Here is a 26601-nt window from a genome sequence, read left to right as displayed (position 1 = left end):
TTGTCATGACCGAAGAAACCGAAAACCAAATCCCGGGCGCTGAAGAAGCGACCATCGAAGACACCGTCGCTGACACCGCCGACGTCGCCACCGAAGCCTCGGTCGAAGCCGAAGCGGAAGGCGAGGGCGACGACGAAGGCTCTGGCATCGCCGAGGCCGTCGCGGCCCTGGGCCTGAAGTCCATGTCCCTGCAGGAGCTGAAGGAGAAATCCCCGGCCGACCTGCTGGCGTTCGCCGAGACCTTCGAGGTCGAGAACGCCAACTCCATGCGAAAGCAGGACATGATGTTCGCGATCCTGAAGACCCTCGCCGAGGAAGGCGTGGAGATCTCGGGCTCGGGCACCATGGAAGTGCTGCAGGACGGCTTCGGCTTCCTGCGCTCGCCGGAAGCCAACTATCTTCCGGGCCCGGACGACATCTACGTCTCGCCCTCGCAGATCCGGAAGTACGGCCTGCGCACCGGCGACAGCGTCGAGGGCGCGATCCGCTCGCCGCGCGAAGGCGAGCGCTACTTCGCCCTGACCAGCGTCTCGAAGATCAATTTCGAGAGCCCCGAGAACGTGCGCCACAAGGTGCACTTCGACAACCTGACGCCGCTCTATCCCGAAGAGCGCCTGAACATGGAGCTGCCCGATCCGACCGTGAAGGATCGCTCGGGCCGAGTGATCGACATCGTCGCCCCGCTGGGCAAGGGCCAGCGCTGCCTGATCGTCGCCCCGCCGCGCGTCGGTAAGACGGTGATGCTGCAGAACATCGCCAAGTCGATCGAGACCAACCACCCCGAGTGCTACCTGATCGTCCTCTTGATCGACGAGCGCCCGGAAGAAGTCACCGACATGCAGCGCACGGTGAAGGGCGAGGTCATCGCCTCGACCTTTGACGAGCCGGCGACCCGTCACGTCCAGGTGGCCGAGATGGTCATCGAAAAGGCCAAGCGCCTGGTCGAGCACAAGCGCGACGTCGTCATCCTGCTGGACTCGGTCACGCGTCTGGGCCGCGCCTACAACACCACCGTCCCGTCGTCGGGCAAGGTGCTGACCGGCGGTGTCGACGCCAACGCCCTGCAGCGTCCGAAGCGTTTCTTCGGCGCCGCGCGTAATGTGGAAGAGGGCGGTTCGCTGTCGATCATCGCCACGGCCCTGATCGACACCGGCAGCCGCATGGATGAAGTCATCTTCGAAGAGTTCAAGGGCACCGGTAACTCGGAAATCGTTCTGGACCGCAAGGTGGCCGACAAGCGCATCTTCCCGGCCATCGACGTGCTCAAGTCGGGCACCCGGAAGGAAGAGCTCATCACGCCGCGCGACCAGCTGCAGAAGACCTACGTCCTGCGCCGCATCCTCAACCCGATGGGCGCCTCGGACGCGATCGAGTTCCTGCTCGACAAGCTGCGCCAGTCGAAGACGAACGGCGACTTCTTCCAGTCGATGAACACCTGAGTCCAGCCAGACTCAGTCGGATACGAGAAAGGCCCCGGAGCGATCCGGGGCCTTTTTTGCTGTCTCAAGAGATCCTCCCCCGCAATGCGGGGGAGGTGGCCCAGAGGGCCGGAGGGGGCAAGCTCGGCCTGAGCAGCACTGGCCCCCTCAGTCGCTCCGCGACAGCTCCCCCGCAACGCGGGGGAGCATCTATCCTACGGCAAAAGCAACGTCGCGCCCGTCGTCCGCCGACCCTCCAGCGCCTCATGCGCCGCCCGCGCTTCGGCGAGCGGGAAGGTCTGGCCGATGTCGATCTTGACCGCGCCCGAGCCGAGCACCGCGAATAGCGCCTGGGCGCTCTCGTCCAGTTCCTCGGTCGTGGCGATGTAGTCGAACAGGCGAGGGCGGGTGACGAACAGCGATTTCGATCCCAGCTCCAGCGGCGCGAACGGCGGGACCGGACCCGAGGCGTTGCCGAAGGTGACCATCACGCCACGACGCGCCAGGCTTTTCAGGCTGGCGGCCCAGGTGTCCTTGCCGACGCCGTCATAGACGACGGCGACGCCCTGGCCGCCGGTCAGCTCGGCGACCTTGGCGGCGACATCCTCGTGGCTGTAGTCGATCACGTGATCCACGCCGAGGTCGCGGACGATCGCGGCCTTGGACTCGGAGCCGACCGTGGCGATCACCGTCGCGCCCAGGCTCTTGCACCACTGGACCAGGATCTGGCCGACACCGCCGGCGGCCGCGTGGACCAAAACGGTGTCGCCGTGTTTCACGTGGAAACATCGCCGGACCAAGAACTCCGCCGTCATGCCCTTGAGCAAGGCGGCGGCCGCCGTCTCCAGGCTAACCCCGTCCGGGACCTTCACCGCGCGATCGGCCGGGACGACCGCCGCCTCGGCATAGGCGCCCAGGGTCCCGTTGTAGGCCACGCGGTCGCCGACCTTGAACCGCGTGACGCCCTCGCCGATTGCCTCGACCATCCCCGCTGCCTCAAGGCCGATGCCGCTCGGTAGCTTCACCGGATAGAGGCCCGAGCGGTGGTAGGTGTCGATATAGTTCAAGCCGACGGCCGCGTGGCGGACCAGGATCTGGCCGGCGGCGGGCGAGGGGACCTCCACCTCGACCGCCTCCAGAACCTCCGGCCCTCCCGTGCGGGAGAACTGGATGGCCAGCATCAGGCCAGCGCCTTCTGGAAGAAGGTCAGGCTGCGGCCATTGGCCTTGGCCGCGTCGGCGGCGTCATAGTGCGCGCCGCCCTCCCGGGCGAAGGCGTGGTCGCGGCCGGCATAGGTGTGCAGCTCGATCTGCGGGTGATCCTTCAGCGCCTGCAGGATGACCTGCTGAGCCTCGGGCGGGACGAACTGGTCCTTCTCGGCGATGTGCATCAGCAGCGGGTGGGCCAATTTCTCGGCCTCGCCGACATGCTTCTCCAGACCGACGCCGTAGTACGAGACCGAGGCGTCGACGTCGGTGCGCGTCGCCGTCAGGAAGGCCAGCAGGCCGCCCAGGCAGTAACCGACCGCGCCGACCTTGCCGTTGACGCCATCGAGCTTGCGGGCGGCGGTGATGGTCGCGGCGATATCGTTGACGCCGGCGTCGACGTCGAAGGCGTTGAACAGCTCGAAGGCCTTCTTCCATTCGGCTTCCGACTGATCGGTGATGTCGATGCCCGGCTCGATCCGCCAGAAGAGGTCGGGGCAGATGGCGACATAGCCTTGGCTGGCCAGGCCATCGCAGATATCGCGCATGACCTTGTTGACGCCGAAGATTTCCTGGATGACGACGATGGCCGGCGCCGAGGCGGCCTTCGGGCGCGCGACATAGGCGCTGAATTCGCCGTCGGGCGTGGTGATGGTGAGGGTCTCGCTCATCGGGGCTCTCCGTCGTGCAGGTCCCTTGCGGGACGAATGTGACTTTCGACCAAAGCGCTCTAACCTGCGCCGACGGGCGAGGCCCATAACAATATCGTGCCCTGACCGAAGGGAACTTTTGCGATGAAGATGACGATCGAGATCGACTGCACGCCGGTCGAAGCGCGAGCCTTTCTAGGCCTGCCGGATGTCAGTGGTTTGAACGACCATCTGGTCAAGGAGATGCAGGCCCGCATGGACGCCAACATGGCCATGCTGGCGCCCGAGGAGCTGCTGAAGAACTGGATGGCGTTCGGGACCGGCGCCCAGGAGAGCTTTCGCAAGTTGATGACCGCCGCCGCCAACGCCGCGGTCGGCAAGCCGGACTGATCATGGCTGATACGATCTTCGCCCTGGCCACGGCGGCCGGGCGGGCGGCGGTGGCCGTCGTGCGTATTTCCGGCCCCGGCACTTTACGGACGGTCGAGGCTCTGGCGGGCAGGGCGCCCTCGCCGCGCCTAGCCGCGCTGCGCAAGCTGCGGCATGACGGGGCGGAGCTGGACGAGGCCCTGGTCCTGCGGTTCGAGGGTCCGGCCAGCTATACCGGGGAAGACAGCGCCGAGTTCCACGTGCACGGCGGACGGGCCGTGGTCGAGGCCTTGCTCTCCGCCTTGAGCGACCTGGGCCTCCGCCTGGCCGAACCGGGCGAGTTCACCCGCCGCGCCTTCGAGAACGGAAAGCTCGACCTTGCCCAGGCCGAGGGCGTGGCCGACCTGATCGACGCCGAGACCGAAGCGCAGCGACGACAGGCCCTGGGCCAGGTCGGCGGTGCGCTCAGCCAGCGCTATGACCGCTGGCGTGACCTGTTGGTGCAGTCGCTGGCCATGCTGGAAGCAGCGGTCGACTTCCCCGACGAGGATCTGCCCGAGGAGGTCGCCGAGCGCGCCCGACCCGGGCTGCGCATCTTGGCCGATGAGCTGGACGCGGCCCTGGCCGATGTTTCCCGCGGACGGCGGGTCCGCGATGGCTATCGCATCGCCTTGGTCGGCGCGCCGAACGCCGGCAAGAGCACGCTGCTGAACGGCCTGGTCGAGCGCGACGCGGCGATCGTGACCGACACGCCGGGAACCACGCGAGACGTGATCGAGGTTCCGTTGGTCCTTGGCGGATACCGGGTGCTGGTCGCCGACACCGCCGGGCTACGCGAAACAGAAGATGCGATCGAGGCCGAGGGCGTCCGCCGGGCGCGGCGCTGGGCCGAGGAGGCCGATCTGCGTCTCTGGGTCGTCGATGGGTTTCACGTGGAACAGGTCGAGGCCCTGGAGGCGACGGTTCGTCCAGGAGATTGGCTGGTCCTCAACAAGGCCGACATCGCCGACGCGCGGGCGCTTTCCGCCGCCCAGGCGCGATGGTCGGGGGAGGGGCTTGTCGTCCATCCGCTCTCCGCCCGTTCGGAGGGCGCTGTCTCCGCGCTGCGCGACGACCTGGCGTCTCACGTGGCCGATGCCCTTTCCGGCGCGGAATTCCCTGCCGCCACCCGGCTTCGCCACGCCGAGCGTCTGACGGAAGCCCGGAGCTATCTGGCCCGAGCGCTCTCGGATATCGGCCTGGAGGTTGAGCTGGCGGCCGAGGATGTCCGTCTCGCCGCGCGGGCGCTTGAAAAGATCACGGGACGCGTCGACCCCGAGGATGTCCTCGGGCGCGTCTTTTCGACCTTCTGCATCGGCAAGTGATGTTTCACGTGAAACCCTCCCCATATTGTCCACAGCGCGCCCACAGCTGCTGAGGGGGTGTTTCACGTGAAACGCCGTCGACTCGGATCGACCCTCTCGGCTGATTGGCGTATATGTCGAGTCCAGCGCCCCCGCTTGTCCCGGGGGCGTTCGCATTGAGGCGAGCGTCTTGTCCAAGTCCTGGGATGTCATTGTCATCGGCGGCGGCCACGCCGGCTGTGAAGCGGCGGCCGCTTCCGCGCGCACGGGCGCGCGCACCCTGCTGCTGACCCACAAGCTGGAAACCATCGGGGAGATGTCGTGCAACCCGGCCATTGGCGGCCTGGGCAAGGGGCATTTGGTCCGTGAGATCGACGCCCTGGACGGCGTCATGGGCCGTATGGCCGACAAGGCCGGCATCCAGTTCCGGATGCTGAACCGCTCCAAGGGTCCCGCCGTTCGCGGGCCGCGTTCGCAGATCGACCGCAAGCTCTATCGCGAGGCGATGCAGGCCGAGCTGTTTTCCACGGGAAACCTCGACATCATCGCCGCCGCCGCCGAGGACCTGATCGTCGAGGACGGTCGGGTCGCCGGCGCGATCGACGGGGAAGGGCGCTCGTACCGCGCCCCCCGTGTGATCCTGACCACCGGCACCTTCCTGAAGGGCGTCATCCACCGAGGCGAAGAGCGGATCCCCGCCGGCCGCGTCGGCGACCAGCCGGCTATCGGTCTGTCGGATCGTCTCTATGGTCTCGGCTTCCAGATGGGCCGCCTGAAGACCGGCACGCCTGCGCGACTGGACGGCCGCACGATCGCCTGGGATCGCCTGGACAGTCAGGCCGCCGACGACGAGCCGGTTCCCTTCTCGTATCTGAACGACAAGATCGACGTGCCGCAGATCGCTTGCGGCGTCACCTTCACCACCGAAGAGACCCACCGGATCATCGCCGAGCGGATCGGCGAGTCCCTGGTCTATAGCGGCCGCGCCACGGGTGTCGGTCCCCGCTATTGTCCGTCGATCGAGGACAAGGTCGTCCGCTTCGCCGACAAGACCAGCCACCAGATCTTCCTGGAGCCCGAGGGCCTGGACGATCCGACGGTCTATCCGAACGGCATTTCCACGTCGGTCTCGGAAGAGACCCAGCTCTTGTTCCTGCGCACCATTCCCGGCCTCGAGACCGTGGAAGTGCTGCGCTACGGCTACGCGATCGAATACGACTATGTCGATCCGCGCGAACTCTACGCCACGCTGGAGACCAAGCGCCTGCCGGGTCTCTATCTGGCTGGCCAGATCAACGGCACCACCGGCTACGAAGAAGCTGGAGCCCAGGGCTTGGTCGCCGGCCTGAACGCCGCCCTAGCCGAGCAGGGCCGGGAGCCCGCCGTCTTCGCGCGGGACGAGGCCTATATCGGCGTGATGATCGACGACCTGGTCACCCGTGGCGTCACTGAGCCCTATCGCATGTTCACCAGCCGGGCTGAGTTCCGCCTGAGCCTGCGCGCCGACAATGCCGACCAACGCCTGACCGATCGCGGGATCGCCCTGGGCGTCGTCGGCGAACGCCGCGCCAAGGCCTGGGCCGAGAAGAAGGCGCGGCTGGAAGCGGCTCGGACCTTCGCCCGCTCGGTCAGCCTGACCCCCAATGAGGCGGTGAAGGCCGGCTTCAAGGTCAATAGCGACGGCGTCCGCCGCGATGTCTTCGCCATGCTGGCCTATCCGGACGTGACGCTCGACGACCTGGGCCGCGTGTGGCCCGAGGTTTTCACGTGGAACACCGACGTCCGCGAGCAGATCGAGATCGAGGCGGCCTATGCCGGCTACCTCGACCGCCAGCGCGCCGACGCCGAGTCGCTGCGCAAGGACGAAGACCTGCGGCTGCCGGCCGATCTGGACTACGGCGACATCGGCAGCTTGTCGAACGAGGTCCGCGAGAAGCTGGCCCGCGTTCGCCCGCTGACCCTGGGCCAGGCGGCCCGCATCGAGGGCGTGACGCCAGGAGCGCTGACGGCGCTGCTGGCCCACGTGCGGCGCACCCGTGCAGCCTGACGCCCTCCTTGCAGAACCGCCGGTCCTGGACGCGGCGGGCTACCAAGCCCTGACCGGCGCTAGCGACGCCCAGATCGCCGATCTGGCCCGCTTTCAAGAGCTGTTGGCGGAATGGAACGAGGTCATGAACCTCGTTGGCCCGTTGACCATCGCCACCTATTGGACCCGGCACGCCCTCGACAGCTCCCAGCTGCTCGATCTGGCGCCGCCGGAGGTTTCCACGTGGGCGGATCTGGGCGCCGGCGCCGGTCTGCCCGGGGTCGTTCTGGCCATACTGCTGAAGGGTAGGGCTGGCGCGAAGGTCCATCTGGTCGAGTCGATGGCCAAGCGCTGCCGCTTCCTGGAGGTGGTCGCCAAGGATCTCGACCTGCCGGTCCAGATCCACAACGCCCGGGCCGAAGACCTGAAGCTGAGGGTCGATATCGTGACGGCGCGCGCCTGCGCCCCGATGACCAAGCTGCTGGGCTTCGCCGAACCCTATCTGCGCGGCGGCGCGACCGGCCTGTTCCTGAAAGGACAGGATGTCGCGACCGAGCTTTCCGAGGCCGCCAAGGCTTGGAAGTTCGACGCCGAACTGCGACCTAGCCAAAGCGACCCTCGCGGTCGGATCGTTCAAGTGAAGGGGCTGTCACGTGTCCGCTAATCCTCTGCGCGTCCTGGCGATCGCGAACCAGAAAGGCGGCGTGGGCAAGACCACGACCGCGATCAACCTGGGCACCGCCCTGGCGGCCTGCGGCGAGCGGGTCCTGCTGATCGACGCCGATCCGCAGGGCAATTGCTCTACGGGCCTGGGCATCGGCCGCACCCAGCGCCGGACCACGCTCTATGACGTGCTGATGGGCGAGTCGCCGGTGGTGGACGCCGCGGTGAAGACCGAGCTGCCGGGCCTCGACGTCATACCGGCCGACGCCGACCTGTCCGGTATTGAAATTGAACTCGGTCAGACCGCGCGTCGGTCATACCGCCTGCGCGACGCCCTGGAAGCCATCCGCGCCAATGGCCCCTACACCTATGTGCTGATCGACTGCCCGCCGTCGCTGAACGTCCTGACGGTCAACGCCATGACCGCCGCCGACGCGGTGTTCGTGCCGCTGCAGTGCGAGTTCTTCGCCCTGGAAGGCCTGACCCAGCTGATGCGGACGATCGAGCGCGTGCGCGGCAGCCTGAACCCGCACCTGGAGATCCAGGGCGTGGTGTTGACCATGTACGACCGTCGCAACAGCCTGTCGGAGCAGGTGGCCCACGACGTCCGCGCCCACTTCGGCGACAAGGTTTATGACGCGGTGATCCCGCGCAATGTCCGCGTCTCCGAGGCCCCGTCGTTCGGCAAGCCGGTGCTGCTGTACGATCTGAAGTGCGCGGGCAGCCAGGCTTACTTGAAGCTGGCCCGCGAGGTGATCAGCCGCGAACGCGACCGCCAGGCCAAGGCCGCCTGAGACTGTTCGACCCGACCTTTTAAACTAGAACCGAAGCTTGACTGAGATAGTGATGGAGTCCGCCGTGGTGGGAGAGCCGGGTATGGCCGAGGGTCGTCGGGGACTGGGACGCGGTCTGTCCGCCCTGTTGGGCGAGGTCGAGGCCGCGCCGGCTCAGGCGCCGGGCGATCAGTCCGCGGGGTCGCGGGAAGCGCCGATCGAGCTGCTGAAACGCAATCCCGACCAGCCGCGCCGGACCTTCCGCGAGGAGGACCTCGAAGACCTTTCCAACTCGATCCGCGAGAAGGGCGTCCTGCAGCCGATCCTGGTGCGGCCGTTCCCCGGCGTTCCCGGCGAATTCCAGATCGTCGCCGGCGAGCGCCGCTGGCGCGCGGCCCAGCGCGCGGGCCTGCGCAGCGTGCCGATCATGGTGCGCGAGCTGGACGACCTGGCGGTGCTGGAGATCGGCATCATCGAGAACGTCCAGCGCGCCGACCTGAACATCCTCGAAGAAGCGCTTTCGTACAAAGTGCTTATGGAGAAGTTTGAACGGACGCAGGACGCCATCGCCCAGACGATCGGCAAGAGCCGCAGCCATGTGGCCAACACCCTGCGCCTGCTGGCCCTACCGGAGGAGGTCCAGTCATACCTGGTCAGCGGCGAGCTGTCGGCCGGTCACGCCCGCGCCATCGCCGCGGCCGCCGATCCCGTCGGCCTGGCCAAGCAGATCATCGCCGGCGGTCTGTCGGTCCGCGAGACCGAGGCCCTGGCCCGCAAGGCCCCGACCGCGCCCTCGGCCAAGAACAAGGGCGGCCGCCCGCCCAAGGTCAAGGACACCGACACTCAGGCGCTGGAAGCCGACCTTTCGTCGGTGCTGGGCCTCGACGTCACCATCGACCATCGCGGCGGCGCCGGGTCGCTGACCATCAGCTACGCGACGCTCGAGCAGCTCGACGACCTGTGCAATCGCCTGACCCGCGGGGTCTGATCTCCGATCCGTTCGAACGCACCTAAAAGCGTGCGGATGAGCGGTTTTGGGGCTCCAAAAGGCGCTTCTAAAATCGCCTCTGTCGCGCACAAAGCGGCGCCTCTCCGTACTCGGGGAGGCGCCGTTTTCGTGAGGCGAGGGCGGTACACAGCGATTTCGGCCGCAAGGGCTTGTGGCGTAAGGCTTTCTTGAAAAGCGTCCACAGCGCCGCAAACGGGGTGTTTTAGGGTGATTTTCGCTGCCTTGCACGCCAACCCACCAGAACCGCCTTCCTGGGCCTTGTGCCCAGGACCCATGCGTCCGTTCGCGAGGCGCATAAGCAGTGCGCGCCGCCATCGTGGCTGTGCGTCCCCTCAAGTTCGAGCAGGCGAACCATGGGTCCTGGGCACAAGGCCCAGGAAGGCGGGCTTAATTTGTCGCGGGAAGGGCCGGGCGCCCTCTACAGCCCCAACCGCCGCGCCCGCCCGGCGATGCCGAGGGCCAGGCGTTCGGCGATCAGCTGATCCGGCGAGCCAGAGGTCTTGCAGGCGCGGTCGGCGTTCAGCACCTCGCCCTGGACCTCGAGGATCGCTTCCAGGTTCCAGGCGCGGGCTTGGCGCAGAAACTCACGCTCCTGCTTCCAGAAGACGCCGGCGGCCTTGGCGGCGGCCTGCAGGTCGACGCCGTTCTTGTGCAGGGTCAGGACGCGCCGCAGGCGGCCCAGATAATAGCTCATGGCCCGAACAGCGGCCGGACCGCCTTCGCCCTCGGCGGCGGCGCGGCGCAGGGCCGCCTGGGCCGCGCCAACCTTGCCCCCGAAAGCGTCGGCGGCGGCGTCGCTCAGCGAGGCCTCGGGCTCGACGCCCAGGAAGTCGGTGAGATCCGCGGCGGTCGCGTTAATGCCGCTGCCGGGGCCGAGATACAGCGCCAGCCGCTCGATCTCGGCGCGGGCGACGCCGCGCTCCTTGGGTAGGCGCGAGACGAAGAGGTCCAGGGCCTCGCTATTGAGGCTGACCTTGTCATTGGCGAGCGTGTCGCGGGTCAGGCGGGCCAGATCCCCGGCTTCGTCCTCGTAGCAGGGGATGACGGCGCAGCCATTGGCCTTCTCGCCGACCTTGCGGAGCTGGGAATCCCGGCCCAGCGCCCCGGCCTCGATCAGGAAGAAGGCGTCGGGATTGAGATGGCCCCCGACGTGGCGGGTGACCGCCTCGGCGGCGGCCTTGTCCGGACCGGCCTTCTCGCCGTTCAGGCGCAGGCGCACCAGGCGGCGGCCGCCCATCAGCGACATCGCCGAGAGCTCGTCTTCCAGCTTGGCCGGATCGGCCTCGACGTCGCTTTCGGTCAGCTGGGCGGTGTCGAAGGGGTCGTCCGGGCGCTCGACCACGCGCTTGGCCAGGGCGTTGGCGCGGTCGCGCACGACGCCCCGGTCCTTGCCGTAGATGACCACGGCCCGGATGTCCGGGGTCGGCTCCTTCAGGAAGCGTTCGACGTCCGGACGCTTGGAGAGGATCATCTTTAAGCCGGCTTCTTGCCCGCCAGCCAGGTGGCGAGGTCCAGCTGGATCTTGCGGGCCGCCTCGGTCGCCGCGCGTTCCTGGCCGTCCTGCTGGGCCGCGATGGCCGCGTAGGGCTGGTCGGCGGAGTCGTAGGTCACCGAGACCTCGGTATAGCCCTTGTGGACCTCGGCGCCCGTCTTGGCGTCCAGCAGGCGCCAGGTGACGCTCATGCGCAGCTCGTAGCGGTTGGCGACGTTGTCGAGGCGAACGCCGCGGGCGAAACGCGTCTCGTTGACGCCGAAGGCCAGCTTATAGGCGGCCGGCGTCCCTTGGCGGTGGGCCAGAGCGTCGTCCAGCTGCTCGCGCAGCAGATAGCCGCCGCGTCCCTCGGCCGCGATGGTCTCGATGCCCGAGAGGCCGCTCTCGACGCCCGGTCGGGCGTAAAGGGGCGTGAAGCCGCAGGCCGACATGCCAAGGCCCGAGAGCGCCAGAAGCGATGTTCTAAGGGCGCCGATCAGCAGGAAGCGTTTCATCGGTCTCAGTTGGCCACGATGTTGACGATGCGGTCCTTCACGACGATCACCTTGCGAACCGTCAGGCCCTCAAGGTGGGCCATGACGTTGGGATCCGCCAGTGCGATTTTCTGGACCTCGTCCTCGGCCGCGCCGGCCTTGACCTTCACCTCGCCGCGACGCTTGCCGTTGATCTGGATCGGCAGGACACGCTCGTCGTCCGCGGCCAGGGCCGGGTCGGCCTTGGGCCAGGGGGCGTTGACGACCATGCCCTCGCCGCCGATGCGGGCCCAGGCCTCCTCGGCCAGGTGCGGGGTGAACGGGGCGACCAGGCGGGCCAGGATGTTCAGGGCCTCGGCGCGGGCCGCCAGGACGGCCTCCGAAGCGCCTTCGGCGGGAGCCGCCTTCAGAGCGTTCAGGAACTCGTACAGGCGCGCCACGCCGCTGTTGAAGCGGAAGCCCTCGATGCTGTCGGTGACGAAGCCGATCAGCTTGTGGGCCGCTTTGCGCAGGGCCAGGGCGGCCTCGTCGCTGTCGTCGTGGGCGAAGTCGCCGGCCGGTTGGCTGTCGAACTCGTTCCACAGGCGGTGCGTGAAGCGCCAGCTGCCCTCGACGCCCGAGTTCGTCCACTGGACGTCCCGCTCGGGCGGGCTGTCGGACATTACGAACAGGCGGGCGCTATCGACGCCGTAGGCCTCGAAGATGTCCTCGGGGGCGACGACGTTCTTCTTCGACTTCGACATCTTCTCGATGTCGCCGATGATGATTGGCGCGCCGGTCTTGGCATGCGTGGCCGAGCGGCTATTGCCTTCGACCTTGATCACCACGTCCGAGGGCTCGACCCACTCGCCGGCCTCGTTCTTGTAGGCCTCGTGGGTGACCATGCCTTGGGTGAACAGGCCCGCGAACGGCTCCTCGACCGACACCAGGCCCTCGTCCTTCAGGGCGCGGGTGATGAAGCGAGCGTACAGCAGGTGCAGGATCGCGTGCTCGACGCCGCCGATATACTGGTCGACGGGCAGCCAGTAGTCCGCCGCGGCCTTGCCGACCGGCTCGGCGGCTTTCGTGTCGGCGAAGCGGGCGAAGTACCAGCTGCTGTCGATGAAGGTGTCCAGCGTGTCGGTCTCGCGCTCGGCCTTGCCGCCGCAGGACGGGCAGGTCGTGTGACGCCAGGTCGGATGACGCAGCAGCGGGTTGCCGGGCTTGTCGAAGGTGACATCGTCGGGCAGGGCGACCGGCAGCTGGTCTTCCGGCACGGGGACGACGCCGCAGGTCTCGCAGTGGATCACCGGGATCGGGCAGCCCCAGTAGCGTTGGCGCGAGACGCCCCAGTCGCGCAGGCGATAGACGGTCGCGCCCTGGCCCTGGCCGGCGGCCTCGATGCGCGCCACGGCCTCGGCCTTGGCGGTCTCGACGTCCATGCCGTCCAGGAACTGGGAGTTGAAGATCTTGCCGGGGCCGACATAGGCCTCCTTGCCGACCTGGAAGGTCGCCGGGTCCTCGCCGTTGGGCAGCACCACCGGCTTGACCGGCAGGTCGTACTTGCGGGCGAAGTCCAGGTCGCGCTGGTCGTGGGCCGGGCAGGCGAAGATCGCGCCCGTGCCGTAGTCCATCAGGATGAAGTTGGCGATCCAGACGGGCAGGGTGATCGACGGGTCCAGCGGGTGCTTGACCCGCAGGCCGGTGTCGTAGCCCAGCTTCTCGGCGCTCTCGATCTCGGCTTCCGAGGTGCCGCCCTTGCGGCATTCGGCGATGAACGACTGGATCCGCGGGTTCTCGACCGCCAGCTGCTCGGCCAGCGGGTGCTCGGGCGCGATGCCGACGAAGCTGGCGCCGAACAGCGTGTCGGGACGGGTGGTGTAGACCTCCAGCCCCTCGGCCAGGCCGTCGGGCGCCTCGCCGTCGAACTGGAACTTGAAGCGCAGGCCCTTGGAGCGGCCGATCCAGTTCTCCTGCATCAGGCGAACCTTGTCGGGCCAGCGGTCCAGGGTCTTCAGGCCGTCGATCAGGGCGTCGGCGTAGTCGGTGATCCGCAGGAACCACTGGGTCAGCTTGCGCTTCTCGACCGTCGCGCCCGAGCGCCAGCCCTTGCCGTCGATGACCTGCTCGTTGGCCAGGACGGTCATGTCGACCGGGTCCCAGTTGACCGAGGCTTCCTTGCGATAGACCAGGCCGCGCTTCAGCAGGCGCAGGAACCAGGCCTGCTGCTTGCCGTAGTATTCCGGGTCGCAGGTGGCGAACTCGCGCGACCAGTCGACCGAGATGCCCAGCGACTTCAGCTGCTCGCGCATGGCGGCGATGTTGTCGTAGGTCCAGCCCTTGGGGTGGACGCCGCGCTCCATGGCCGCGTTCTCGGCCGGCATGCCGAACGCGTCCCAGCCCATCGGGTGCAGGACGTTGAAGCCCTGGGCGCGCTTGTAGCGGGCCACCACGTCGCCCATGGCGTAGTTGCGCACGTGGCCCATGTGGATGCGGCCCGACGGGTACGGGAACATCTCGAGCACGTAGTATTTCGGACGGCCGTCGTTGATCTCGCCGGTCTTGAAGACGTCGGCCTTCGCCCAGGCTTCACGCCACTTAGGCTCGGTGTCTTTGGGATTGTAGCGGGCCATCGGAAACCAGGTCTTGGATGCAGGAACGCGCCCCGAAGGCGACTCCGCGACAAGACTATGCGGTTTCGCGGCCGGAGCGCGCAGGAATATGGGAACTCGGAGCCCTCTTCGCCGGGAAGAGGGCCCCGCCGGGCCTTAGCCCTTGATGTTCGAAAGTCGAAGCTGACGCGCGCGGGTCAGGATCGCGTTCTCGATGTCGGTGGCGGTCTGGTCGGAGACCGGCGCGTCGATCCAGTTGCCGTTCACGTCCTTGGACTGCTTGAACACCGTGACGTTCAGGCCGTCGGCGCGCAGGCGGGTGTCCAGGATGTAGACCGTCGCCTTGAAGCGCTCGGCCGGAGTTTCCGGGTTCACGTACCAGTCGGTGATGATCACGCCGCCGTACGGATCGGCCGAGGCCAGCGGCATGAAGGCCAGGGTGTCGAGGCTGGCGCGCCACAGATAGCCGTTCACGCCGATCGAGCCTTCGCTCGCCGGACCCTTGTTCCCGCCGCCGAAGCGCTTGAACGGGTTCAGGCCGGGTTCGTCGCTTTGTGTCGAGAACGTCTTCGGGGGCTTGTTGCTGCTGCAGGCCGACACGCCCAGCATCGACAGAGCCAGGACGCCCGCGGCGACGCCGCGCATCACAGACCCACGCTCAAACGCCATAGTACCTCGCTCCAATGTCTCGCCGGCGCGACTTGCGCACTCCTGGCGCGCCCCCGCGGCCGGGAGCCGGTCTATAGCATGGCCGCGCCGCCTCAAAACAGGAATCGCGTGACCTCGCCGCCACACGAGTCGATTGAATCGTACAATACGGCCGTAAGTGCGACCAAAGGCCGGTTGACCGCGTTTCGGCCAAGCCTTTAATCGAAATTCAAAGGGGCCCTTCCTATATGGAGGGGCGGGGACAACTGAGTACAGGCGGCAAGTAGCGATGGTCGCGAAGCGTTTCTTCCTGGCGGGGACTGCCGCGCTGATCCTGACGGGATCGGCGTCGATGGCGTTCGCCCAGGCCAAGCCGCACGCGGTCGCCCCTGATTTCAGCGCCAAGAATGACTTCACCAGCGCCGCCGCCGGCGTCCAATACCCGCAGGATGACAAGCGCACCCTGCGTTGGGACGCCAAGAAGGGCCGCTGGGGCCTGAAGCTGGACCTTGACCAGCCTTCCAGCCGCGAAATGCAGATGCAGGACGTTCAGGCCGGCGCCTACTTCAAGGTCACGCCGTCGATCCGCGTCGGCGGCGCTGTCAGCCTGGGTGAATCCAACCCCGCCCTGGCCGCTCGCAAGGCCCAGCAGCCCGAGGCCGCCCCGCGCGTCCGCCTCGAGACCGCCTTCAAGTTCTAAACGGGTCTAGCCCGCGAGGGCTTCGACCGCCGCGATCCCGACGATCCCGCTGCCCGCGAGCTGGCCGACCGTGGCCGCGCGCACGCCGCCCAGCGCGTAGACGGGCAGGGGCGTCGCCTCGACCATTTCCTTCAAGCCCTCGACGCCCAAGGGCTGTCCGGCTGACGGGCTGTTGCTGGGAAAGATGGGCGAGACGACCACGGCGTCCGCCCCCGCCCGCTCGGCGGCCCGAACGGCCGCGAGGTCATGCGCGGCGACGGTGATGAGATAGCGGCTGTGTTCGGCCCGCAGCTTCGGGATTTCGCCGGCCAGGCGTTCGGGCATGTGCAGGCCGTCCGCCCGAACGCCCTCGGCCAGGCCTGGATGAGCGCCGACCAGCAGCAGAAGTCCCCGCGCGTCGGCGATGGCGCGTAGGCGGCGGCCCTGCTCGACGGCGTCCTCGGCCCCGAAGGCCCGAAAGACGATCCCCGCGCCGGCCGGCAGACGCTCGGCGACCGCCTCCGGCGCGGCGACGCGGGCGGGATCGGTGAAGAACAGCAGGTTCGGCAGGACGCGGCCGCGCACGGTCCTTGGCGGAAAGCCCGCCGCCGTCCTAGACAGGACGTCCCGTTCGCCATCGCCTCGCAAGGCCATTCCGTCCATGTCACCCAACCTCGCCGACATCCAGAGCCGCATCGCCGCCGCCGAGGCCCGCGCCGGGCGGGCGCCGGGCTCGGTCACGCTGGTGGCGGTGTCCAAGACCCAGCCCTGGGAGCATATCGCGCCCGTGCTGGAGGCGGGACAGAAAGTGTTCGGCGAAAACCGCGTCCAGGAGGCCATGGAGCGCTGGGGGGAGCGTCGCGAGGGCCTGGAGCTGCGCCTGATCGGCCCCTTGCAGACCAACAAGGCGCGCGAGGCCGTGGCCTTCTTTGACGTGATCGAGACGGTCGACCGCGAGAAGCTGGCTCGGGTGCTGGCCGAGGAAATCCAGCGCGCCGGCAAGGCCCCGCGCCTCTATGTCCAGGTCAATACCGGCGAGGAGCCGCAGAAGGCCGGGATCGCGCCGGGCGAGGCCGACGCCTTCATCGCCGCCTGTCGCCAGACCTATGACCTGGCGGTCGAGGGGCTGATGTGCATTCCCCCCTTCGACGCTGATCCCGCGCCGCATTTCGCGGCGCTGCGCGCGATCGCCGCGCGCAACGGCGTTGAAAGGCTGTCGATGGGCATGAGCGACGACTTCGAGATCGCCATCGCCGAGGGGGCGACGTCGGTGCGGGTGGGCTCGGCCCTCTTTGGGGTGCGGGGATCGGGGCGCTAGGGTTCCCCCTCCCGAAAAGCCAAAATGACGCTAGGCTAGCGTGTCGCCGCAGGGAGATTTCGTGATGAACGCCTTTCCTCAGGGGACTGTCCACGAAGCCGCTGAAGATCTCCAGACAGCGGTGCGGTCGGATCAGAAGGTCCTTGAGCTGTGGGCTGGCCTGACGCCGCTCGGGCGAAACGAGTTCATTTGCTGGGTCGATGACGCCAAACAAGCCGCAACACGCCAGCGCCGAATCCAGCGAACCCTGGAGGAACTGTTGGAGGGCAAGAAGCGGCCCTGTTGCTGGGCGGGCTGCATCCATCGCACCGACAAGGCGCCGGGACGTTGGCAGCAGGCCGTTCTGATCGACGGGAAAGGCAAAGGCGATCGATAGGTCGCCTTTAGCCCACGATCTCCACCGCATCGCCCGGCTTGGCCACCGCCAGCACCGCCTCCAGGTCCGCCCGCGCCAGGGCCACGCAGCCCTCGGTGCCGGGATAACCCTCGCGCGCCAGGTGCATGAAGATGGCCGAGCCCATGCCGGGAACCGGCGGATCGTCGTTGTGGCCCAGGATCACCACCAGGTCGTAGACGGCGTCGTCGCGCCACATGCGCTCGGCGCTGGCCGGATAGGGCAGTCTCACAGGCCTATTATAGTTCGGGTCGCCCGGGGCGTCGCACCAGCCGTCCTCGGGCCGCGTCGCGCGGACGGGCAGGGCGGTCGTGGGGCCCTGCGTATAGACGTCCGGCCGATACCAGACTTCACGAATGGCCCAGACGCCGACAGGGCTCTTGCCGTCGCCCTCGCGCTTATCTTTCGCCGAGATCGCGCCGGCCTTGCCGATCGCGCAGCGCAGGACCTTGCCATCCAGTTCGAAACGACCATCGGCGTGAGCGCGGAACAGCATGGAGACGTCGACTCCCGGACTTAAGGCCTCGCCCGGGGTTGTCCCCGAGGGCCGCAGCGGTGCATGTTTCCCCTTATGGCGCAACGCAAGACTCTTCTGCTGATCGACGACGACGACGACCTGCGCGGCGCCCTGGCCGAGCAGCTGGCCCTGCACGAGGAGTTCGCGGTCAACGAGGCCGCCAGCGCCGGCGAGGGCGTGCGGATGGCGCGCGAGATCAAGCCTGACCTGATCCTTCTGGACGTCGACCTCCCCGACATGGACGGCCGCGAGGCCTGCCGCCTGATGCGCAAGAACGGCGTCACCGCGCCGGTGATCATGCTGACGGCCGCCGCCAGCGACAGCGACACGATCCTGGGCCTGGAGTCCGGCGCCAACGACTATGTCACCAAGCCCTTCCGCTTCGGCGTGCTGCTGGCCCGCATCCGCGCCCAGCTGCGCAGCTATGAGGCCTCGGAAGACGCGCTGTTCCGCATCGGTCCGTACGAATTCCGCCCCTCGGCCAAGCTGCTGGTCGACGAAAAGCAGAAGAAGGTGCGGCTGACCGAGAAGGAAACCAACATCCTCAAGTACCTCTATCGCGCCGGCTCCAAGCCGGTGTCGCGCGAGGAGCTGCTGACCGAGGTCTGGGGCTACAACGCCGGGGTCACGACCCACACGCTGGAGACCCACGTCTACCGCCTGCGCCAGAAGATCGAGCCCGATCCGGCCGTCGCGCGGATCCTGATCACCGAGATGGGCGGCTATCGGCTGCAGCCGTAAGCCGATAAGCCAGCAAAATCCGTGTCATCCCGGGCGGCGGCGTCGACCCGGGATGACACGCGAGATTTTGGGCAAAGAAAAAGGGGCTCAGCCTCTCGGCGAGCCCCTCTTCCAAAATTCTGACGCCAAACGCTTACGCGTTGCCGACCTGCTGGCCTTCGGCCTGGGCCTTGCGCGCGGCGTAGACGCCGGCGAAGTCGATCGGGTCGATCAGGAACGGCGGGAAGCCGCCCTCGGCCGTCACGTCCGAGATCAGGCGACGGGCGTAGGGGAACAGGAAGCGCGGGCACTCGATCAGCAGCACCGGCTCCAGGTCTTCCTCGGAGACGCCGGCGATGTGGAACAGGCCGCCATAGACCACTTCGACGTGGAACACGGCTTGCTCGTCGCGCAGAGCGCGGGCCGAGAGCTTCAGGTCCACTTCGAACAGGCCGTCGGGACGACCGCGGGCGTTCATCTCGACGCCCATGTCGATGGCGGGCTGGGCGGCGCCGGCGCGCAGGCTGTCGGGGGCCAGCGGGTTCTCGAACGAGAAATCGCGGACGAACTGGGCCAGGATGCGGACGCCCGCTTGGCCGGCGGCGTCTTCCGGAGTCCCCTCGGGGGCGCCATTGGGGGCGGTGGTGTCGGTCATTAGGACAAAATCCGTGATCGGCGCCTAAAAACGCCTGGAGTAAGGTGGGCGCTGCTACCATGAGGGCCCGTCTGGCGCAACGTCAGGCGCCTGACGGGAGAGCGCGTCTCGCCTATATAGGCATGACACGGGGCGTTCGCCCGGTTCGGAAGGCCTTTCCGAAGCCGACGGACATTTCCCGACCTTTGAAATCCCCTGGGCCCAAAAGCCCGTCGCCGGACCCTGAAGTGCTCCAGATCCTGTTCCTCGCCGCGGTCGCCGCCATCGTCCTCTACCAGCTCTACGCCACCCTGGGTCGCCGGGTCGGCCGCCAGCCGGAGGATACGACCGTCAAGGCCGGCGCCGCTGGCCCCGCGCCCGTCGCCACCGACCCTCACCCCGTCCTGCGCTCGGAAGGCCTGGCCGCGCTGAAGGCCCGCCAGCCCGACTTCGATCCCGCCAAGTTCATGACCGGCGCCCGCACGGCCTACGAGCAGATCGTCACCGCTTACGCCGCCGGCGACCGGGAGACGCTCAAGCCCCTGCTGGCGCCCGAGGTGATGGCCAATTTCGAGCAGGCGATGGCCGCCCGCGAGGCCGCCGGACGCACCGAGAAGGTCGAGTTCATGGCGCCGCCGCGCCTGGATCTGGAAAGCGTCGACCTGGTCGGCGACACCGCCAAGGCGGTGGTTCGCATCCTGGCCGAGGTGCGCACCCGCACCAAGGACGAGCGTGGCGAAGGCGTCGATGACCGCCGCACCGCCGAGCTCTGGACCTTCGAGCGCGAGGTCAAGAGCGCCAATCCGAACTGGCTGCTGTCGTTCGTCGCCGCCGCCGAGGCGTGATGACTACGGCCCGGACCGCCTCGCGCGCCATCGCCCCGCTCGCGCTGGCGGCCCTGCTGCTGAGCGCTTGCGCTAGCGTCGTGACGCCCCCGCCGCCGATCGCTCCGCCCGCATCGCCGCCAGTGCAGACAACGCCTCAGACGCCAACGCCCCCGGCTCAGCCGCCGGCCGCCCAGCCAACGACCGTTCCGGTCTCGGACCTGCCAGGCTGGGCTCAAGAAGATCATCTGGCGGCTCTGAAGGCCTTCCAGGCCGGCTGCGGCGTTTCGAAAGAAGCGGCCATGATCCGCGCTTGCGGCCAGGCCCGGGCGATGAGCGCTACGGACGCCGCCTCGGCCCGCGCCTTCTTCGAAACCAACTTCCAGGCCCAGTCGGTCGGCGAAGACGGCCTGCTGACGGCCTATTTCGCGCCCCGGTACCAGGCCCGCATGTCGCGCAACGCCGAGTTCACGGCGCCGGTGCGCGGCCTACCCGATGACTTGGTAGTCCTGGACCTGGGCCCCTTCGAGCCGGCCCTGGTCGGCAAGAAGATCACCGGCCATGTCGAGGGTAAGACCTTCGTCCCCTATCCCGACCGCGCCGAGATCGAGGCGGTCCCGACCGACAAGCCCCTGGCCTGGATGCGGCCCGAGGAGCTGTTCTTCCTGCAGATCCAGGGCTCGGGCGTGCTGGTCCTGCCCGACGGCCGCCGGGTGCGCGCGGTGTTCGCCGGGACCAATGGCAAGCCGTTCGTCGGGATCGCCAGCCCCATGCGCGACAAGGGGCTGCTGCCGGACAACAACACCTCGGGCGACGCGATCCGGACCTGGCTGGCGGATCATCGCGGGCCCGAGGCCGACGCGATCATGCGGCTGAACCCGCGCTATGTGTTCTTCAAGATGGCCGAGGACGACGGCAAGGAGCCCGTGGGCTCGGCGGGCGTGTCCCTGCCACCCGGCCGCGCCATCGCCGTCGATCCCAGCCGTCACGCCTATGGCGCGCTCTACTGGCTGGACGCCAGCGCCCCGGCCCTGGCGGGCGCTTTCCCGGCCTATCGGCGCCTGGCGGTGGCGCTGGACACCGGCGGGGCGATCAAGGGCGAGGTCCGCGCCGACCTCTACATGGGGACCGGACCCGACGCGGGCGCCGAGGCCGGCCGCGTGCGCCACATGCTGCGGCTCTACCGCCTCGTCCCGAAGCCGTAAGGTGAGCAGGAAGCCGCCACCCGGACCCGAGGACGACAAGCGCCTTTGGCGGCTGGTCGCCTCGACGGTGACGCCGCGCGCGCCGGAGAGGCCCGAGAAGATGCGGTCCAAGGCGCGGATTCGGCCCTCGTTGAAGTCCGACACCGCCTTGCCGGCCGAGCCGCCCACGCGTCTGGCCTCGATCGCGCCGCTACGCCTGCATCCGGAGGACCTGAAGCCCGCGTTCGCGAAGGCGATCAAGGGCCCGGCGGGGACCATCGAGCCCAATCGCAAGCTGCGGATCGTCAAGGAGCGCGACCCGATCGGCGCGCGGCTCGACATGCACGGCCTCGACCAGGACCAAGCCCGCGCCACGCTGGAAGCCTTCATCCGCCGCTCGTTCAGCCAGGGTCACCGGGCGGTGCTGGTCATCACGGGCAAGGGCAAGGTGGGGCAGGGGGTCCTGCGCACGCGCACGCCCGAATGGCTGGCCGACCCGTCCCTGCGCGAGATGGTCGCCGGCGTCTCCACCGCCGACCGCCGCCACGGCGGCGAGGGGGCGCTGTATGTGGCGCTGAAGCGGCGGGTCTAGCCCTTCCGCGCCGCCTTCTCGGCGATGCCCGAAGTTCCCTCACGGGCTTCCAGCTTCTCGGCCACGGCGTCTAGCGAGACGCCCGAGGCGGCCATCAGCGCCAGCCAATGGTAGAGCAGGTCGGCGCTTTCCGCCGCCAAGGCGTCGGGACCCTGAGCAACAGCGGCGATCACCGTCTCGACGGCTTCCTCGCCCAGCTTTTTGGCGGCCAGGGCCGGGTCGTTCAGGAGCTTGGCCGTATAGGACACCGACGGATCGCCGCCCTTGCGGGCCTCGATCGTCGCGGCCAGGCGTTGCAGGACATCGGTCAGGCGCTGGCTCATGCCACTTCCTTCAGCTTGTCCAGGCGCACGGGGATCCCGGCGTCGGCCATGGCCTGCTTGGCCTCGCCGATCGAGATCTCGCCGAAGTGGAAGATCGAGGCGGCCAGTACGGCGGCGGCGTGACCGTCGCGGGCGGCTTCGACCAGGTGTTCGGTCTTGCCCGCGCCGCCCGAGGCGATCACCGGAACATTGACCTCGGCCGTCACCGCCTTCAGCAGCGGGATGTCGTAGCCGATCTTGGCGCCGTCGCGGTCCATCGAGGTCAGCAGGATCTCGCCCGCGCCGCGCTCGACCACCTTGGCGGCCCATTCGACCACGTCGATCCCGGTGTCCTTGCGGCCGCCATAGGTCCAGACGTTCCAGCCCGAGCCGTCCTCGCGCGCCTTGGCGTCGATCGCCACGACCACGCACTGGGCCCCGAAGGCGTCGGCGCCCCCGGCGATCAGGTCGGGGTTCTCCACGGCGGCGGTGTTGACCGAGACCTTGTCGGCGCCGGCCAGCAGCAGGCGGCGCATGTCCGAGACCTGCCGCACGCCCCCGCCCACCGACACGGGCATGAAGCAGACCTCGGCGGTGCGCGAGATGACGTCCAGGATCAGGCCCCGGCCTTCGCTCGACGCGGTGATGTCCAGGAACATCAGCTCGTCGGCGCCGGCGGCGTCATAGGCCCGGGCCTGCTCCACCGGATCGCCGGCGTCGCGCAGGGAGACGAAGTTGACCCCCTTGACCACCCGCCCGTCCTTCACGTCGAGGCAGGGAATGATCCGGGTCTTCAGCATCAGGCGGCCGCCGCGATCAGGGCTTCGGCCGGGCGGATCGTGCCGGCGTAGAGCGAGCGGCCCAGGATGGCGCCGGCGATCTCGACGCCCTCGCGGGCCTTCAGCCGCTCGATGTCGGCCACCGAGGCGACGCCGCCCGAGGCGATGACGGGAATGGAGACGGCGTCGGCCAGCTCGCCCACGCCCTCGACATTGACGCCGGTCAGGGCGCCGTCTCGGCTGATGTCGGTGACGATCAGGGCGGCGACGCCGACGTCCTCGAAGCGCTTGCCCAGGGTGATGGCGTCGAGGTCCGAGAGGCCCGTCCAGCCGTCGACGGCGACCTTGCCGTCACGCACGTCGACGGCCACGGCGATCTGCTCGGGCCACAGGCGGGCGGCCTTGCGGACCAGGTCCGGATCGTGGACGGCCACGGTGCCGAGGATCACACGGGACACGCCCGCCTCGATCCAGGCCTCGACGCCTTCCAGCGTGCGGATGCCGCCGCCCAGCTGCACCGGGATCGAGATCGACTCCAGGATCGTCTCGACGGCGGCGGTGTTGACCGACTTGCCCTCGATGGCGCCGTTCAGGTCAACGACGTGCAGCCACGAGAAGCCGTCCTTGACGAAGCGCTGGGCCTGGTCGGCGGGCGAGGTGTTGAAGACCGTGGCCTTCTCCATGTCGCCGTGCAGCAGGCGCACGCACTGGCCGTCCTTCAGGTCGATGGCGGGATAGAGGATCATGGGCGCCATTCCAGGAAGTTGGCGAGCAGGGCGAGCCCTGAGGCTTGTGACTTTTCGGGGTGAAATTGTACGCCCGCGACGTTGTCCTTGGCCACCGCGGCCGTGAACGGTCCGCCGTGGTCGGTCGTCGCGACGACGTCGGCCGGATCGGTCGGCGTCAAGGCGAAGGAGTTGGCGTAGTACATGTGGGCGCCGTCCTCGATGCCCTTGAACAGGTCATGAGCGCGCGTGAAGGCGATCGCGTTCCAGCCCATGTGCGGGATGGTCAGGCGCGGGTCGTCGGGCTCGAGCTTCCTCACCTGGCCCTTGATCCAGTCCAGGCCCGGGGTCACGCCAAACTCCAGGCCCTCGGTGGCCAGGAGCTGGTGGCCGACGCAGATGCCCATGAACGGCACGCCCCGGCCGTGGACGGCCTGGTTCATCGCCTCGTAGACGCCCGTCGCGTCCAGGCCCGCGCGGCACGAGGCGAAGGCCCCGACGCCGGGCAGGAAGACGCGATCGGCCTTGGCGACAAGGTCGGGATCGGCGGTGACGACGATGTCGGCGTCGAGCGCGCGGCGGCGGGCCGCCTCACGCAGGGCCTTTTCGGCCGAACGCAGGTTGCCCGACCCGTAATCGATCAGGGCGACGGTCTGCATGGAGTGTCCTTACAGCACGCCCTTGGTGGACGGAGCCTGGCCGCCGGTCTTCGGGTCGATCTCGACCGCCTGACGCAGCGCCCGGGCCAGGGCCTTGAAGCCGCTTTCGGCGACGTGGTGGGTGTTGTCGCCGTACAGGGTCTCAAGATGCACGCACGCCCCGCAGTTCATCGCGAACGCGTGGTGGAATTCCTTGAAGAGCTCGGTGTCCATCTCGCCGACCTTGGGCCGCTTGAAGTCGACCTTCCAGACCAGATACGGCCGGTTGGAGAGATCGATGGCGCAGCGCGTCAGGGTCTCGTCCATCGGGATATAGGCCGAGCCGAAGCGGCGGATGCCCTTGAAGCCGTCCAGCGCCTTGTTCACCGCCAGGCCCAGCACGATGCCGGTGTCCTCGACGGTGTGGTGCATGTCGATGTGCAGGTCGCCCTTGGTCTCGACCTTCAGGTCGAAGCCGCCGTGGCGCGCGAAGCTCTCCAGCATGTGGTCGTAGAAACCAATGCCGGTCGAGATCGTCGAGGCGCCGGTCCCGTCGAGATCGATCCAGACCCGGATCTGGGTCTCCTTCGTCTCGCGGACCACTTCAGCGGTGCGGGCCATCTGAATCCTAAAGTCCGTTCTTTTCGGCCAACTCGCGCAGGGACACCTGCGGACGCGGACCGTAGTGGTCGATCACCTCGGCGGCCGCCAGGCTGCCCAGCTGGCCACAGATAGGCAGCGGGCGGCCCTGGGAAAGGCCGAAGAGGAAACCCGCCGCGTATTGGTCGCCCGCGCCGGTCGTGTCCACGACTTTTTCCACCGGATAGGCCGAGATTTCGTGCAACTGCCCGCCCGAGGCCACGACCGAGCCCTTTTCGCTGCGCGTGACGGCGGCGATCTCGCAGCGGTCGGCCAGGGCCTTGACGGCCTCTTCGAAGTTCGTGGTCTCGAACAGCGAGCAGACTTCGCTCTCGTTGGCGAAGACGATGTCGCACTGGGTTTCGATGAAGCCCAGCAGGGCCGAGCGGTGGCGGTCGACCATGAAGCTGTCGCTCAGGGTCATCGAGATCTTGCGGCCGGCTCCATGGCACAGGGCGGCGGCCTTGGCGAAGGCGCGGCGGGCTTCCGGCGGATCGAACAGATAGCCTTCGAGATACGAGATCTGGGCGGCTTCGATGATCTCGGGATCGACGTCCGCCGGGTTCAGCTCCACGCAGGCGCCCAGATAGGTCGACATGGTGCGCTGGGCGTCGGGGGTGACGTTGATCAGGCTCTGGGCGGTCGCCGGGCCGTCCGCCAGCGGCGGGGTGGTGAACACACAGCCGATGGCGTTCATGTCGTGGCGGAAGACGCGGCCAAGCTGGTCGTCGGCGACCTTGCCGATGAAGGCGGCCTTGCCGCCGAAGCTGGCGACGCCGGCCACGGTGTTGGCGGCGCTGCCGCCCGAGGCCTCGATGGCCGAGGACATGACGTCGTACAGGCTGGCCGCCCGGGCCGGATCGATCAGGGCCATCGAGCCCTTCACCAGGCCTTCGCGCGCGAGGAAAGCGTCGTCGCACTGGGCGATGACGTCGACGATGGCGTTGCCAATGGCGGCGACGTCGTAGAGCGCGGTCATGGAGCGGAGCAAACCTTTGAAAGAACAGGGCGGTGGGCCCAAGTAGAAGGGCGATTAAAGGAAGTGCGGCCTCAAGGCAACGCGAGCCTTGCCTGGCGGCCTGCGACAATCTAACCGCCGATGTTGAAGCAAGCGTGAGCAAACCGATGGTCGACGTCCTGATCCTGGTTCCGGCCCGAGACGAGCCGAGGTTCGCCACGACCTGGACGCCGCTGTTCGAGCGCCTGGCCGCGCCGCTGCGCGCCCACGGCCTGCTGGTCGGCGCCCAGCCCTGGACGGATCCGATCGAGCGCGGCCGCGCGCGCCTGGTCATGCCGTCCCTGGCCTGGGGCTATCACCACCGCCAGGCCGAGTGGTTCGCCCTGCTGGACCGGCTGGAGGCCGACAGGATCCGCGTCGCCAATCCGGCCTCGGTCATGCGCTGGAACGCGACGAAGACCTATCTTCTGGAGCTGGCCGGCAAGGGCGCGCCCGTCGTTCCGACCCACGCCCATGATCGCCTGACGATGGAGGCGGTCGAGGCCGCCTTCGACGCGTTCGGGGTCGACGAGGTGGTGGTCAAGCCGCAGGTCTCGGCCGGCTCGCAGGACACCATCCGCGTCAAGCGCCACGGGTCGCTGGACGGCGGTCCCAAGGGCCCGGCGCTGATCCAGCCCTTCCTGCCGGCGGTCGGAGAGGAAGGCGAGCTCTCGCTGTTCTATTTCGACGGCCAGTTCAGCCACGCCGTGGCCAAGGTGGCGGTCGACGGCGACTTCCGCGTCCAGCCGCAGTTCGGCGGCCAGGTCAGCGAGATCGCGCCGGAGCCCGAGGCCCTGCACGCGGCGGAAATGGTGCTGAACGCCGCGCCGGGGAACCTGACCTACGCCCGCGTCGATCTGATCCGCGGCCTCGACCACACGCCCCAGCTGATGGAGCTGGAGGTCATCGAACCCGACCTCTTCCTGGAGCACGCCCACGACAAGGGCGCGGCCTTCGCGGCGGCGGTGATGCGGGCGATTGGCTAGCGAGGTGAAAGAT

General features: G+C 68.2%; 30 protein-coding genes. 15 read left to right on the top strand and 15 right to left on the bottom strand.

The window, feature by feature from the left end; translation table 11 throughout:
* The first annotated feature begins 5 nt into the window (after positions 1-5).
* Complete coding sequence (rho, locus tag CSW60_RS11435; protein ID WP_099537349.1) at positions 6-1439, top strand: transcription termination factor Rho; 1434 nt, start codon at positions 6-8, stop codon at positions 1437-1439.
* 194 nt (positions 1440-1633) lie between these two features.
* Here rho and CSW60_RS11425 read toward each other — a convergent pair whose 3' ends face one another.
* Both CSW60_RS11425 and CSW60_RS11420 read right to left on the bottom strand, forming a co-directional pair.
* Entirely contained in the window at positions 1634-2599 is a 966-nt protein-coding gene (locus CSW60_RS11425) for a quinone oxidoreductase (protein ID WP_099537348.1), read from the bottom strand.
* Entirely contained in the window at positions 2599-3294 is a 696-nt protein-coding gene (locus CSW60_RS11420) for a dienelactone hydrolase family protein (RefSeq protein ID WP_099537347.1), read from the bottom strand. Before CSW60_RS11420 ends, CSW60_RS11425 begins: the two co-directional genes overlap by 1 nt.
* A gap of 123 nt (positions 3295-3417) precedes the next feature.
* Here CSW60_RS11420 and CSW60_RS11415 point away from each other — a divergent pair, with 123 nt between their 5' ends.
* From CSW60_RS11415 to CSW60_RS11390, 6 genes are all read left to right on the top strand, one after another.
* Positions 3418-3663 carry a DUF6489 family protein gene (locus tag CSW60_RS11415; RefSeq protein ID WP_099537346.1) on the top strand — a complete coding sequence of 82 codons (246 nt, stop codon included), beginning with the start codon at positions 3418-3420 and terminating at the stop codon, positions 3661-3663.
* Positions 3664-3665: 2 nt separating this feature from the next.
* Positions 3666-5006 (top strand): tRNA uridine-5-carboxymethylaminomethyl(34) synthesis GTPase MnmE, encoded by a 1341-nt coding sequence (mnmE, locus tag CSW60_RS11410; RefSeq protein ID WP_099537345.1) that lies wholly within the window; start codon positions 3666-3668, stop codon positions 5004-5006.
* Positions 5007-5175: 169 nt separating this feature from the next.
* Positions 5176-7032 carry a tRNA uridine-5-carboxymethylaminomethyl(34) synthesis enzyme MnmG gene (gene mnmG / locus CSW60_RS11405; protein WP_099537344.1) on the top strand — a complete coding sequence of 619 codons (1857 nt, stop codon included), beginning with the start codon at positions 5176-5178 and terminating at the stop codon, positions 7030-7032.
* Positions 7022-7675 carry a 16S rRNA (guanine(527)-N(7))-methyltransferase RsmG gene (gene rsmG / locus CSW60_RS11400; protein ID WP_099537343.1) on the top strand — a complete coding sequence of 218 codons (654 nt, stop codon included), beginning with the start codon at positions 7022-7024 and terminating at the stop codon, positions 7673-7675. Before mnmG ends, rsmG begins: the two co-directional genes overlap by 11 nt.
* Complete coding sequence (locus CSW60_RS11395; RefSeq protein ID WP_066730459.1) at positions 7665-8468, top strand: ParA family protein; 804 nt, start codon at positions 7665-7667, stop codon at positions 8466-8468. The genes rsmG and CSW60_RS11395 overlap by 11 nt, the downstream gene beginning before the upstream one ends.
* 52 nt (positions 8469-8520) lie before the next feature.
* Positions 8521-9435 (top strand): ParB/RepB/Spo0J family partition protein, encoded by a 915-nt coding sequence (locus tag CSW60_RS11390; RefSeq protein WP_099537342.1) that lies wholly within the window; start codon positions 8521-8523, stop codon positions 9433-9435.
* Positions 9436-9874: 439 nt separating this feature from the next.
* Here the strand turns inward: CSW60_RS11390 and holA are convergent, their stop codons facing one another.
* The 4 genes from holA to CSW60_RS11370 all read right to left on the bottom strand — a co-directional run bounded on the left by holA (position 9875) and on the right by CSW60_RS11370 (position 14696).
* Entirely contained in the window at positions 9875-10927 is a 1053-nt protein-coding gene (gene holA / locus CSW60_RS11385; protein ID WP_099537341.1) for a DNA polymerase III subunit delta, read from the bottom strand.
* 2 nt (positions 10928-10929) lie between these two features.
* Complete coding sequence (gene lptE, locus CSW60_RS11380) at positions 10930-11379, bottom strand: LPS assembly lipoprotein LptE (RefSeq protein ID WP_369801027.1); 450 nt, start codon at positions 11377-11379, stop codon at positions 10930-10932.
* 68 nt (positions 11380-11447) lie between these two features.
* Positions 11448-14033: a leucine--tRNA ligase gene (leuS, locus tag CSW60_RS11375; protein ID WP_099537339.1), complete on the bottom strand. Its 2586-nt coding sequence runs from the start codon at positions 14031-14033 to the stop codon at positions 11448-11450.
* A 135-nt stretch (positions 14034-14168) separates the two neighbouring features.
* On the bottom strand, positions 14169-14696 hold the full coding sequence (locus CSW60_RS11370; protein ID WP_099537338.1) for a DUF3576 domain-containing protein: 528 nt from the start codon (positions 14694-14696) through the stop codon (positions 14169-14171).
* A 253-nt stretch (positions 14697-14949) separates the two neighbouring features.
* Between CSW60_RS11370 and CSW60_RS11365 the strand changes: the two genes are divergently transcribed.
* A complete protein-coding gene (locus CSW60_RS11365; RefSeq protein WP_099537337.1) occupies positions 14950-15360 on the top strand; it encodes an NtrZ family periplasmic regulatory protein in 411 nt (136 codons plus the stop codon).
* 6 nt (positions 15361-15366) lie between these two features.
* Here the strand turns inward: CSW60_RS11365 and CSW60_RS11360 are convergent, their stop codons facing one another.
* Positions 15367-15993: a thiamine phosphate synthase gene (locus tag CSW60_RS11360; protein ID WP_099537655.1), complete on the bottom strand. Its 627-nt coding sequence runs from the start codon at positions 15991-15993 to the stop codon at positions 15367-15369.
* 7 nt (positions 15994-16000) lie between these two features.
* On the opposite strand from CSW60_RS11360, the gene CSW60_RS11355 reads away from it, so the two are divergent.
* The gene (locus CSW60_RS11355) at positions 16001-16657 is read left to right on the top strand and encodes a YggS family pyridoxal phosphate-dependent enzyme (protein WP_099537336.1); all 657 of its coding nucleotides are present in this window, start codon (positions 16001-16003) and stop codon (positions 16655-16657) included.
* 64 nt (positions 16658-16721) lie between these two features.
* Positions 16722-17033 carry a YdeI/OmpD-associated family protein gene (locus CSW60_RS11350; protein WP_201723016.1) on the top strand — a complete coding sequence of 104 codons (312 nt, stop codon included), beginning with the start codon at positions 16722-16724 and terminating at the stop codon, positions 17031-17033.
* Between the two features lie 7 nt (positions 17034-17040).
* Here CSW60_RS11350 and CSW60_RS11345 read toward each other — a convergent pair whose 3' ends face one another.
* Positions 17041-17547, bottom strand: coding sequence for a L,D-transpeptidase (locus tag CSW60_RS11345; RefSeq protein WP_099537334.1), 507 nt, complete (start codon positions 17545-17547; stop codon positions 17041-17043).
* 75 nt (positions 17548-17622) lie between these two features.
* Here CSW60_RS11345 and CSW60_RS11340 point away from each other — a divergent pair, with 75 nt between their 5' ends.
* A complete protein-coding gene (locus tag CSW60_RS11340; RefSeq protein ID WP_041538401.1) occupies positions 17623-18309 on the top strand; it encodes a response regulator transcription factor in 687 nt (228 codons plus the stop codon).
* A 133-nt stretch (positions 18310-18442) separates the two neighbouring features.
* Here the strand turns inward: CSW60_RS11340 and secB are convergent, their stop codons facing one another.
* Positions 18443-18943: a protein-export chaperone SecB gene (secB, locus tag CSW60_RS11335; RefSeq protein WP_099537333.1), complete on the bottom strand. Its 501-nt coding sequence runs from the start codon at positions 18941-18943 to the stop codon at positions 18443-18445.
* Positions 18944-19128: 185 nt separating this feature from the next.
* Between secB and timA the strand changes: the two genes are divergently transcribed.
* Genes timA through CSW60_RS11320 form a run of 3 tightly spaced genes read left to right on the top strand, consistent with a single transcriptional unit; the run spans position 19129 to position 21522 of the window.
* Positions 19129-19767 carry a TIM44-related membrane protein TimA gene (gene timA, locus CSW60_RS11330; protein ID WP_143324154.1) on the top strand — a complete coding sequence of 213 codons (639 nt, stop codon included), beginning with the start codon at positions 19129-19131 and terminating at the stop codon, positions 19765-19767.
* A complete protein-coding gene (locus tag CSW60_RS11325) occupies positions 19767-20951 on the top strand; it encodes a murein transglycosylase A (RefSeq protein WP_099537331.1) in 1185 nt (394 codons plus the stop codon). The genes timA and CSW60_RS11325 overlap by 1 nt, the downstream gene beginning before the upstream one ends.
* A 1-nt stretch (position 20952) precedes the next feature.
* Positions 20953-21522, top strand: a complete 570-nt coding sequence (locus CSW60_RS11320; RefSeq protein WP_099537330.1) for a Smr/MutS family protein — start codon at positions 20953-20955, stop codon at positions 21520-21522.
* Here CSW60_RS11320 and CSW60_RS11315 read toward each other — a convergent pair.
* From CSW60_RS11315 to CSW60_RS11290, 6 genes are read right to left on the bottom strand one after another with little or no spacing between them, the layout of a single operon-like run.
* The gene (locus CSW60_RS11315) at positions 21519-21845 is read right to left on the bottom strand and encodes a phosphoribosyl-ATP diphosphatase (protein WP_099537329.1); all 327 of its coding nucleotides are present in this window, start codon (positions 21843-21845) and stop codon (positions 21519-21521) included. The genes CSW60_RS11320 and CSW60_RS11315 overlap by 4 nt on opposite strands.
* On the bottom strand, positions 21842-22624 hold the full coding sequence (gene hisF / locus CSW60_RS11310; RefSeq protein ID WP_099537328.1) for an imidazole glycerol phosphate synthase subunit HisF: 783 nt from the start codon (positions 22622-22624) through the stop codon (positions 21842-21844). The genes CSW60_RS11315 and hisF overlap by 4 nt, the downstream gene beginning before the upstream one ends.
* A complete protein-coding gene (gene hisA / locus CSW60_RS11305) occupies positions 22624-23358 on the bottom strand; it encodes a 1-(5-phosphoribosyl)-5-[(5-phosphoribosylamino)methylideneamino]imidazole-4-carboxamide isomerase (protein ID WP_201723015.1) in 735 nt (244 codons plus the stop codon). The genes hisF and hisA overlap by 1 nt, the downstream gene beginning before the upstream one ends.
* On the bottom strand, positions 23346-23987 hold the full coding sequence (hisH, locus tag CSW60_RS11300; RefSeq protein ID WP_099537327.1) for an imidazole glycerol phosphate synthase subunit HisH: 642 nt from the start codon (positions 23985-23987) through the stop codon (positions 23346-23348). Before hisH ends, hisA begins: the two co-directional genes overlap by 13 nt.
* A 9-nt stretch (positions 23988-23996) precedes the next feature.
* A complete protein-coding gene (gene hisB, locus CSW60_RS11295) occupies positions 23997-24587 on the bottom strand; it encodes an imidazoleglycerol-phosphate dehydratase HisB (protein ID WP_066681513.1) in 591 nt (196 codons plus the stop codon).
* A gap of 7 nt (positions 24588-24594) precedes the next feature.
* On the bottom strand, positions 24595-25584 hold the full coding sequence (locus CSW60_RS11290) for an adenosine kinase (protein WP_099537326.1): 990 nt from the start codon (positions 25582-25584) through the stop codon (positions 24595-24597).
* A 146-nt stretch (positions 25585-25730) separates the two neighbouring features.
* On the opposite strand from CSW60_RS11290, the gene CSW60_RS11285 reads away from it, so the two are divergent.
* Complete coding sequence (locus CSW60_RS11285; protein ID WP_099537325.1) at positions 25731-26588, top strand: RimK family alpha-L-glutamate ligase; 858 nt, start codon at positions 25731-25733, stop codon at positions 26586-26588.
* The last annotated feature ends 13 nt before the right edge of the window (positions 26589-26601 follow it).

This window comes from Caulobacter sp. X, from assembly GCF_002742635.1.
Taxonomy (GTDB): Bacteria; Pseudomonadota; Alphaproteobacteria; order Caulobacterales; family Caulobacteraceae; genus Caulobacter.
This window is presented reverse-complemented; position numbering and strand designations above follow the sequence as displayed.

What these genes read in the sequence shown, in the direction of transcription:
- CSW60_RS11340 (WP_041538401.1), top strand. Translation starts at nt 17,623, where the DNA reads ATGGCGCAACGCAAGACTCTTCTGCTGATCGACGACGACGACGACCTG.
- hisF (WP_099537328.1), bottom strand. Translation starts at nt 22,624, where the DNA reads ATGCTGAAGACCCGGATCATTCCCTGCCTCGACGTGAAGGACGGGCGG.
- CSW60_RS11285 (WP_099537325.1), top strand. Translation starts at nt 25,731, where the DNA reads ATGGTCGACGTCCTGATCCTGGTTCCGGCCCGAGACGAGCCGAGGTTC.
- CSW60_RS11420 (WP_099537347.1), bottom strand. Translation starts at nt 3,294, where the DNA reads ATGAGCGAGACCCTCACCATCACCACGCCCGACGGCGAATTCAGCGCC.
- CSW60_RS11315 (WP_099537329.1), bottom strand. Translation starts at nt 21,845, where the DNA reads ATGAGCCAGCGCCTGACCGATGTCCTGCAACGCCTGGCCGCGACGATC.
- hisB (WP_066681513.1), bottom strand. Translation starts at nt 24,587, where the DNA reads ATGGCCCGCACCGCTGAAGTGGTCCGCGAGACGAAGGAGACCCAGATC.
- secB (WP_099537333.1), bottom strand. Translation starts at nt 18,943, where the DNA reads ATGACCGACACCACCGCCCCCAATGGCGCCCCCGAGGGGACTCCGGAA.
- hisA (WP_201723015.1), bottom strand. Translation starts at nt 23,358, where the DNA reads ATGGCGCCCATGATCCTCTATCCCGCCATCGACCTGAAGGACGGCCAG.
- CSW60_RS11425 (WP_099537348.1), bottom strand. Translation starts at nt 2,599, where the DNA reads ATGCTGGCCATCCAGTTCTCCCGCACGGGAGGGCCGGAGGTTCTGGAG.
- CSW60_RS11355 (WP_099537336.1), top strand. Translation starts at nt 16,001, where the DNA reads ATGTCACCCAACCTCGCCGACATCCAGAGCCGCATCGCCGCCGCCGAG.
- rho (WP_099537349.1), top strand. Translation starts at nt 6, where the DNA reads ATGACCGAAGAAACCGAAAACCAAATCCCGGGCGCTGAAGAAGCGACC.
- CSW60_RS11345 (WP_099537334.1), bottom strand. Translation starts at nt 17,547, where the DNA reads ATGCTGTTCCGCGCTCACGCCGATGGTCGTTTCGAACTGGATGGCAAG.
- CSW60_RS11365 (WP_099537337.1), top strand. Translation starts at nt 14,950, where the DNA reads ATGGTCGCGAAGCGTTTCTTCCTGGCGGGGACTGCCGCGCTGATCCTG.
- holA (WP_099537341.1), bottom strand. Translation starts at nt 10,927, where the DNA reads ATGATCCTCTCCAAGCGTCCGGACGTCGAACGCTTCCTGAAGGAGCCG.
- lptE (WP_369801027.1), bottom strand. Translation starts at nt 11,379, where the DNA reads ATGTCGGCCTGCGGCTTCACGCCCCTTTACGCCCGACCGGGCGTCGAG.
- hisH (WP_099537327.1), bottom strand. Translation starts at nt 23,987, where the DNA reads ATGCAGACCGTCGCCCTGATCGATTACGGGTCGGGCAACCTGCGTTCG.
- CSW60_RS11350 (WP_201723016.1), top strand. Translation starts at nt 16,722, where the DNA reads ATGAACGCCTTTCCTCAGGGGACTGTCCACGAAGCCGCTGAAGATCTC.
- CSW60_RS11390 (WP_099537342.1), top strand. Translation starts at nt 8,521, where the DNA reads ATGGAGTCCGCCGTGGTGGGAGAGCCGGGTATGGCCGAGGGTCGTCGG.
- CSW60_RS11415 (WP_099537346.1), top strand. Translation starts at nt 3,418, where the DNA reads ATGAAGATGACGATCGAGATCGACTGCACGCCGGTCGAAGCGCGAGCC.
- CSW60_RS11290 (WP_099537326.1), bottom strand. Translation starts at nt 25,584, where the DNA reads ATGACCGCGCTCTACGACGTCGCCGCCATTGGCAACGCCATCGTCGAC.
- mnmE (WP_099537345.1), top strand. Translation starts at nt 3,666, where the DNA reads ATGGCTGATACGATCTTCGCCCTGGCCACGGCGGCCGGGCGGGCGGCG.
- leuS (WP_099537339.1), bottom strand. Translation starts at nt 14,033, where the DNA reads ATGGCCCGCTACAATCCCAAAGACACCGAGCCTAAGTGGCGTGAAGCC.
- CSW60_RS11360 (WP_099537655.1), bottom strand. Translation starts at nt 15,993, where the DNA reads ATGGCCTTGCGAGGCGATGGCGAACGGGACGTCCTGTCTAGGACGGCG.
- CSW60_RS11325 (WP_099537331.1), top strand. Translation starts at nt 19,767, where the DNA reads ATGACTACGGCCCGGACCGCCTCGCGCGCCATCGCCCCGCTCGCGCTG.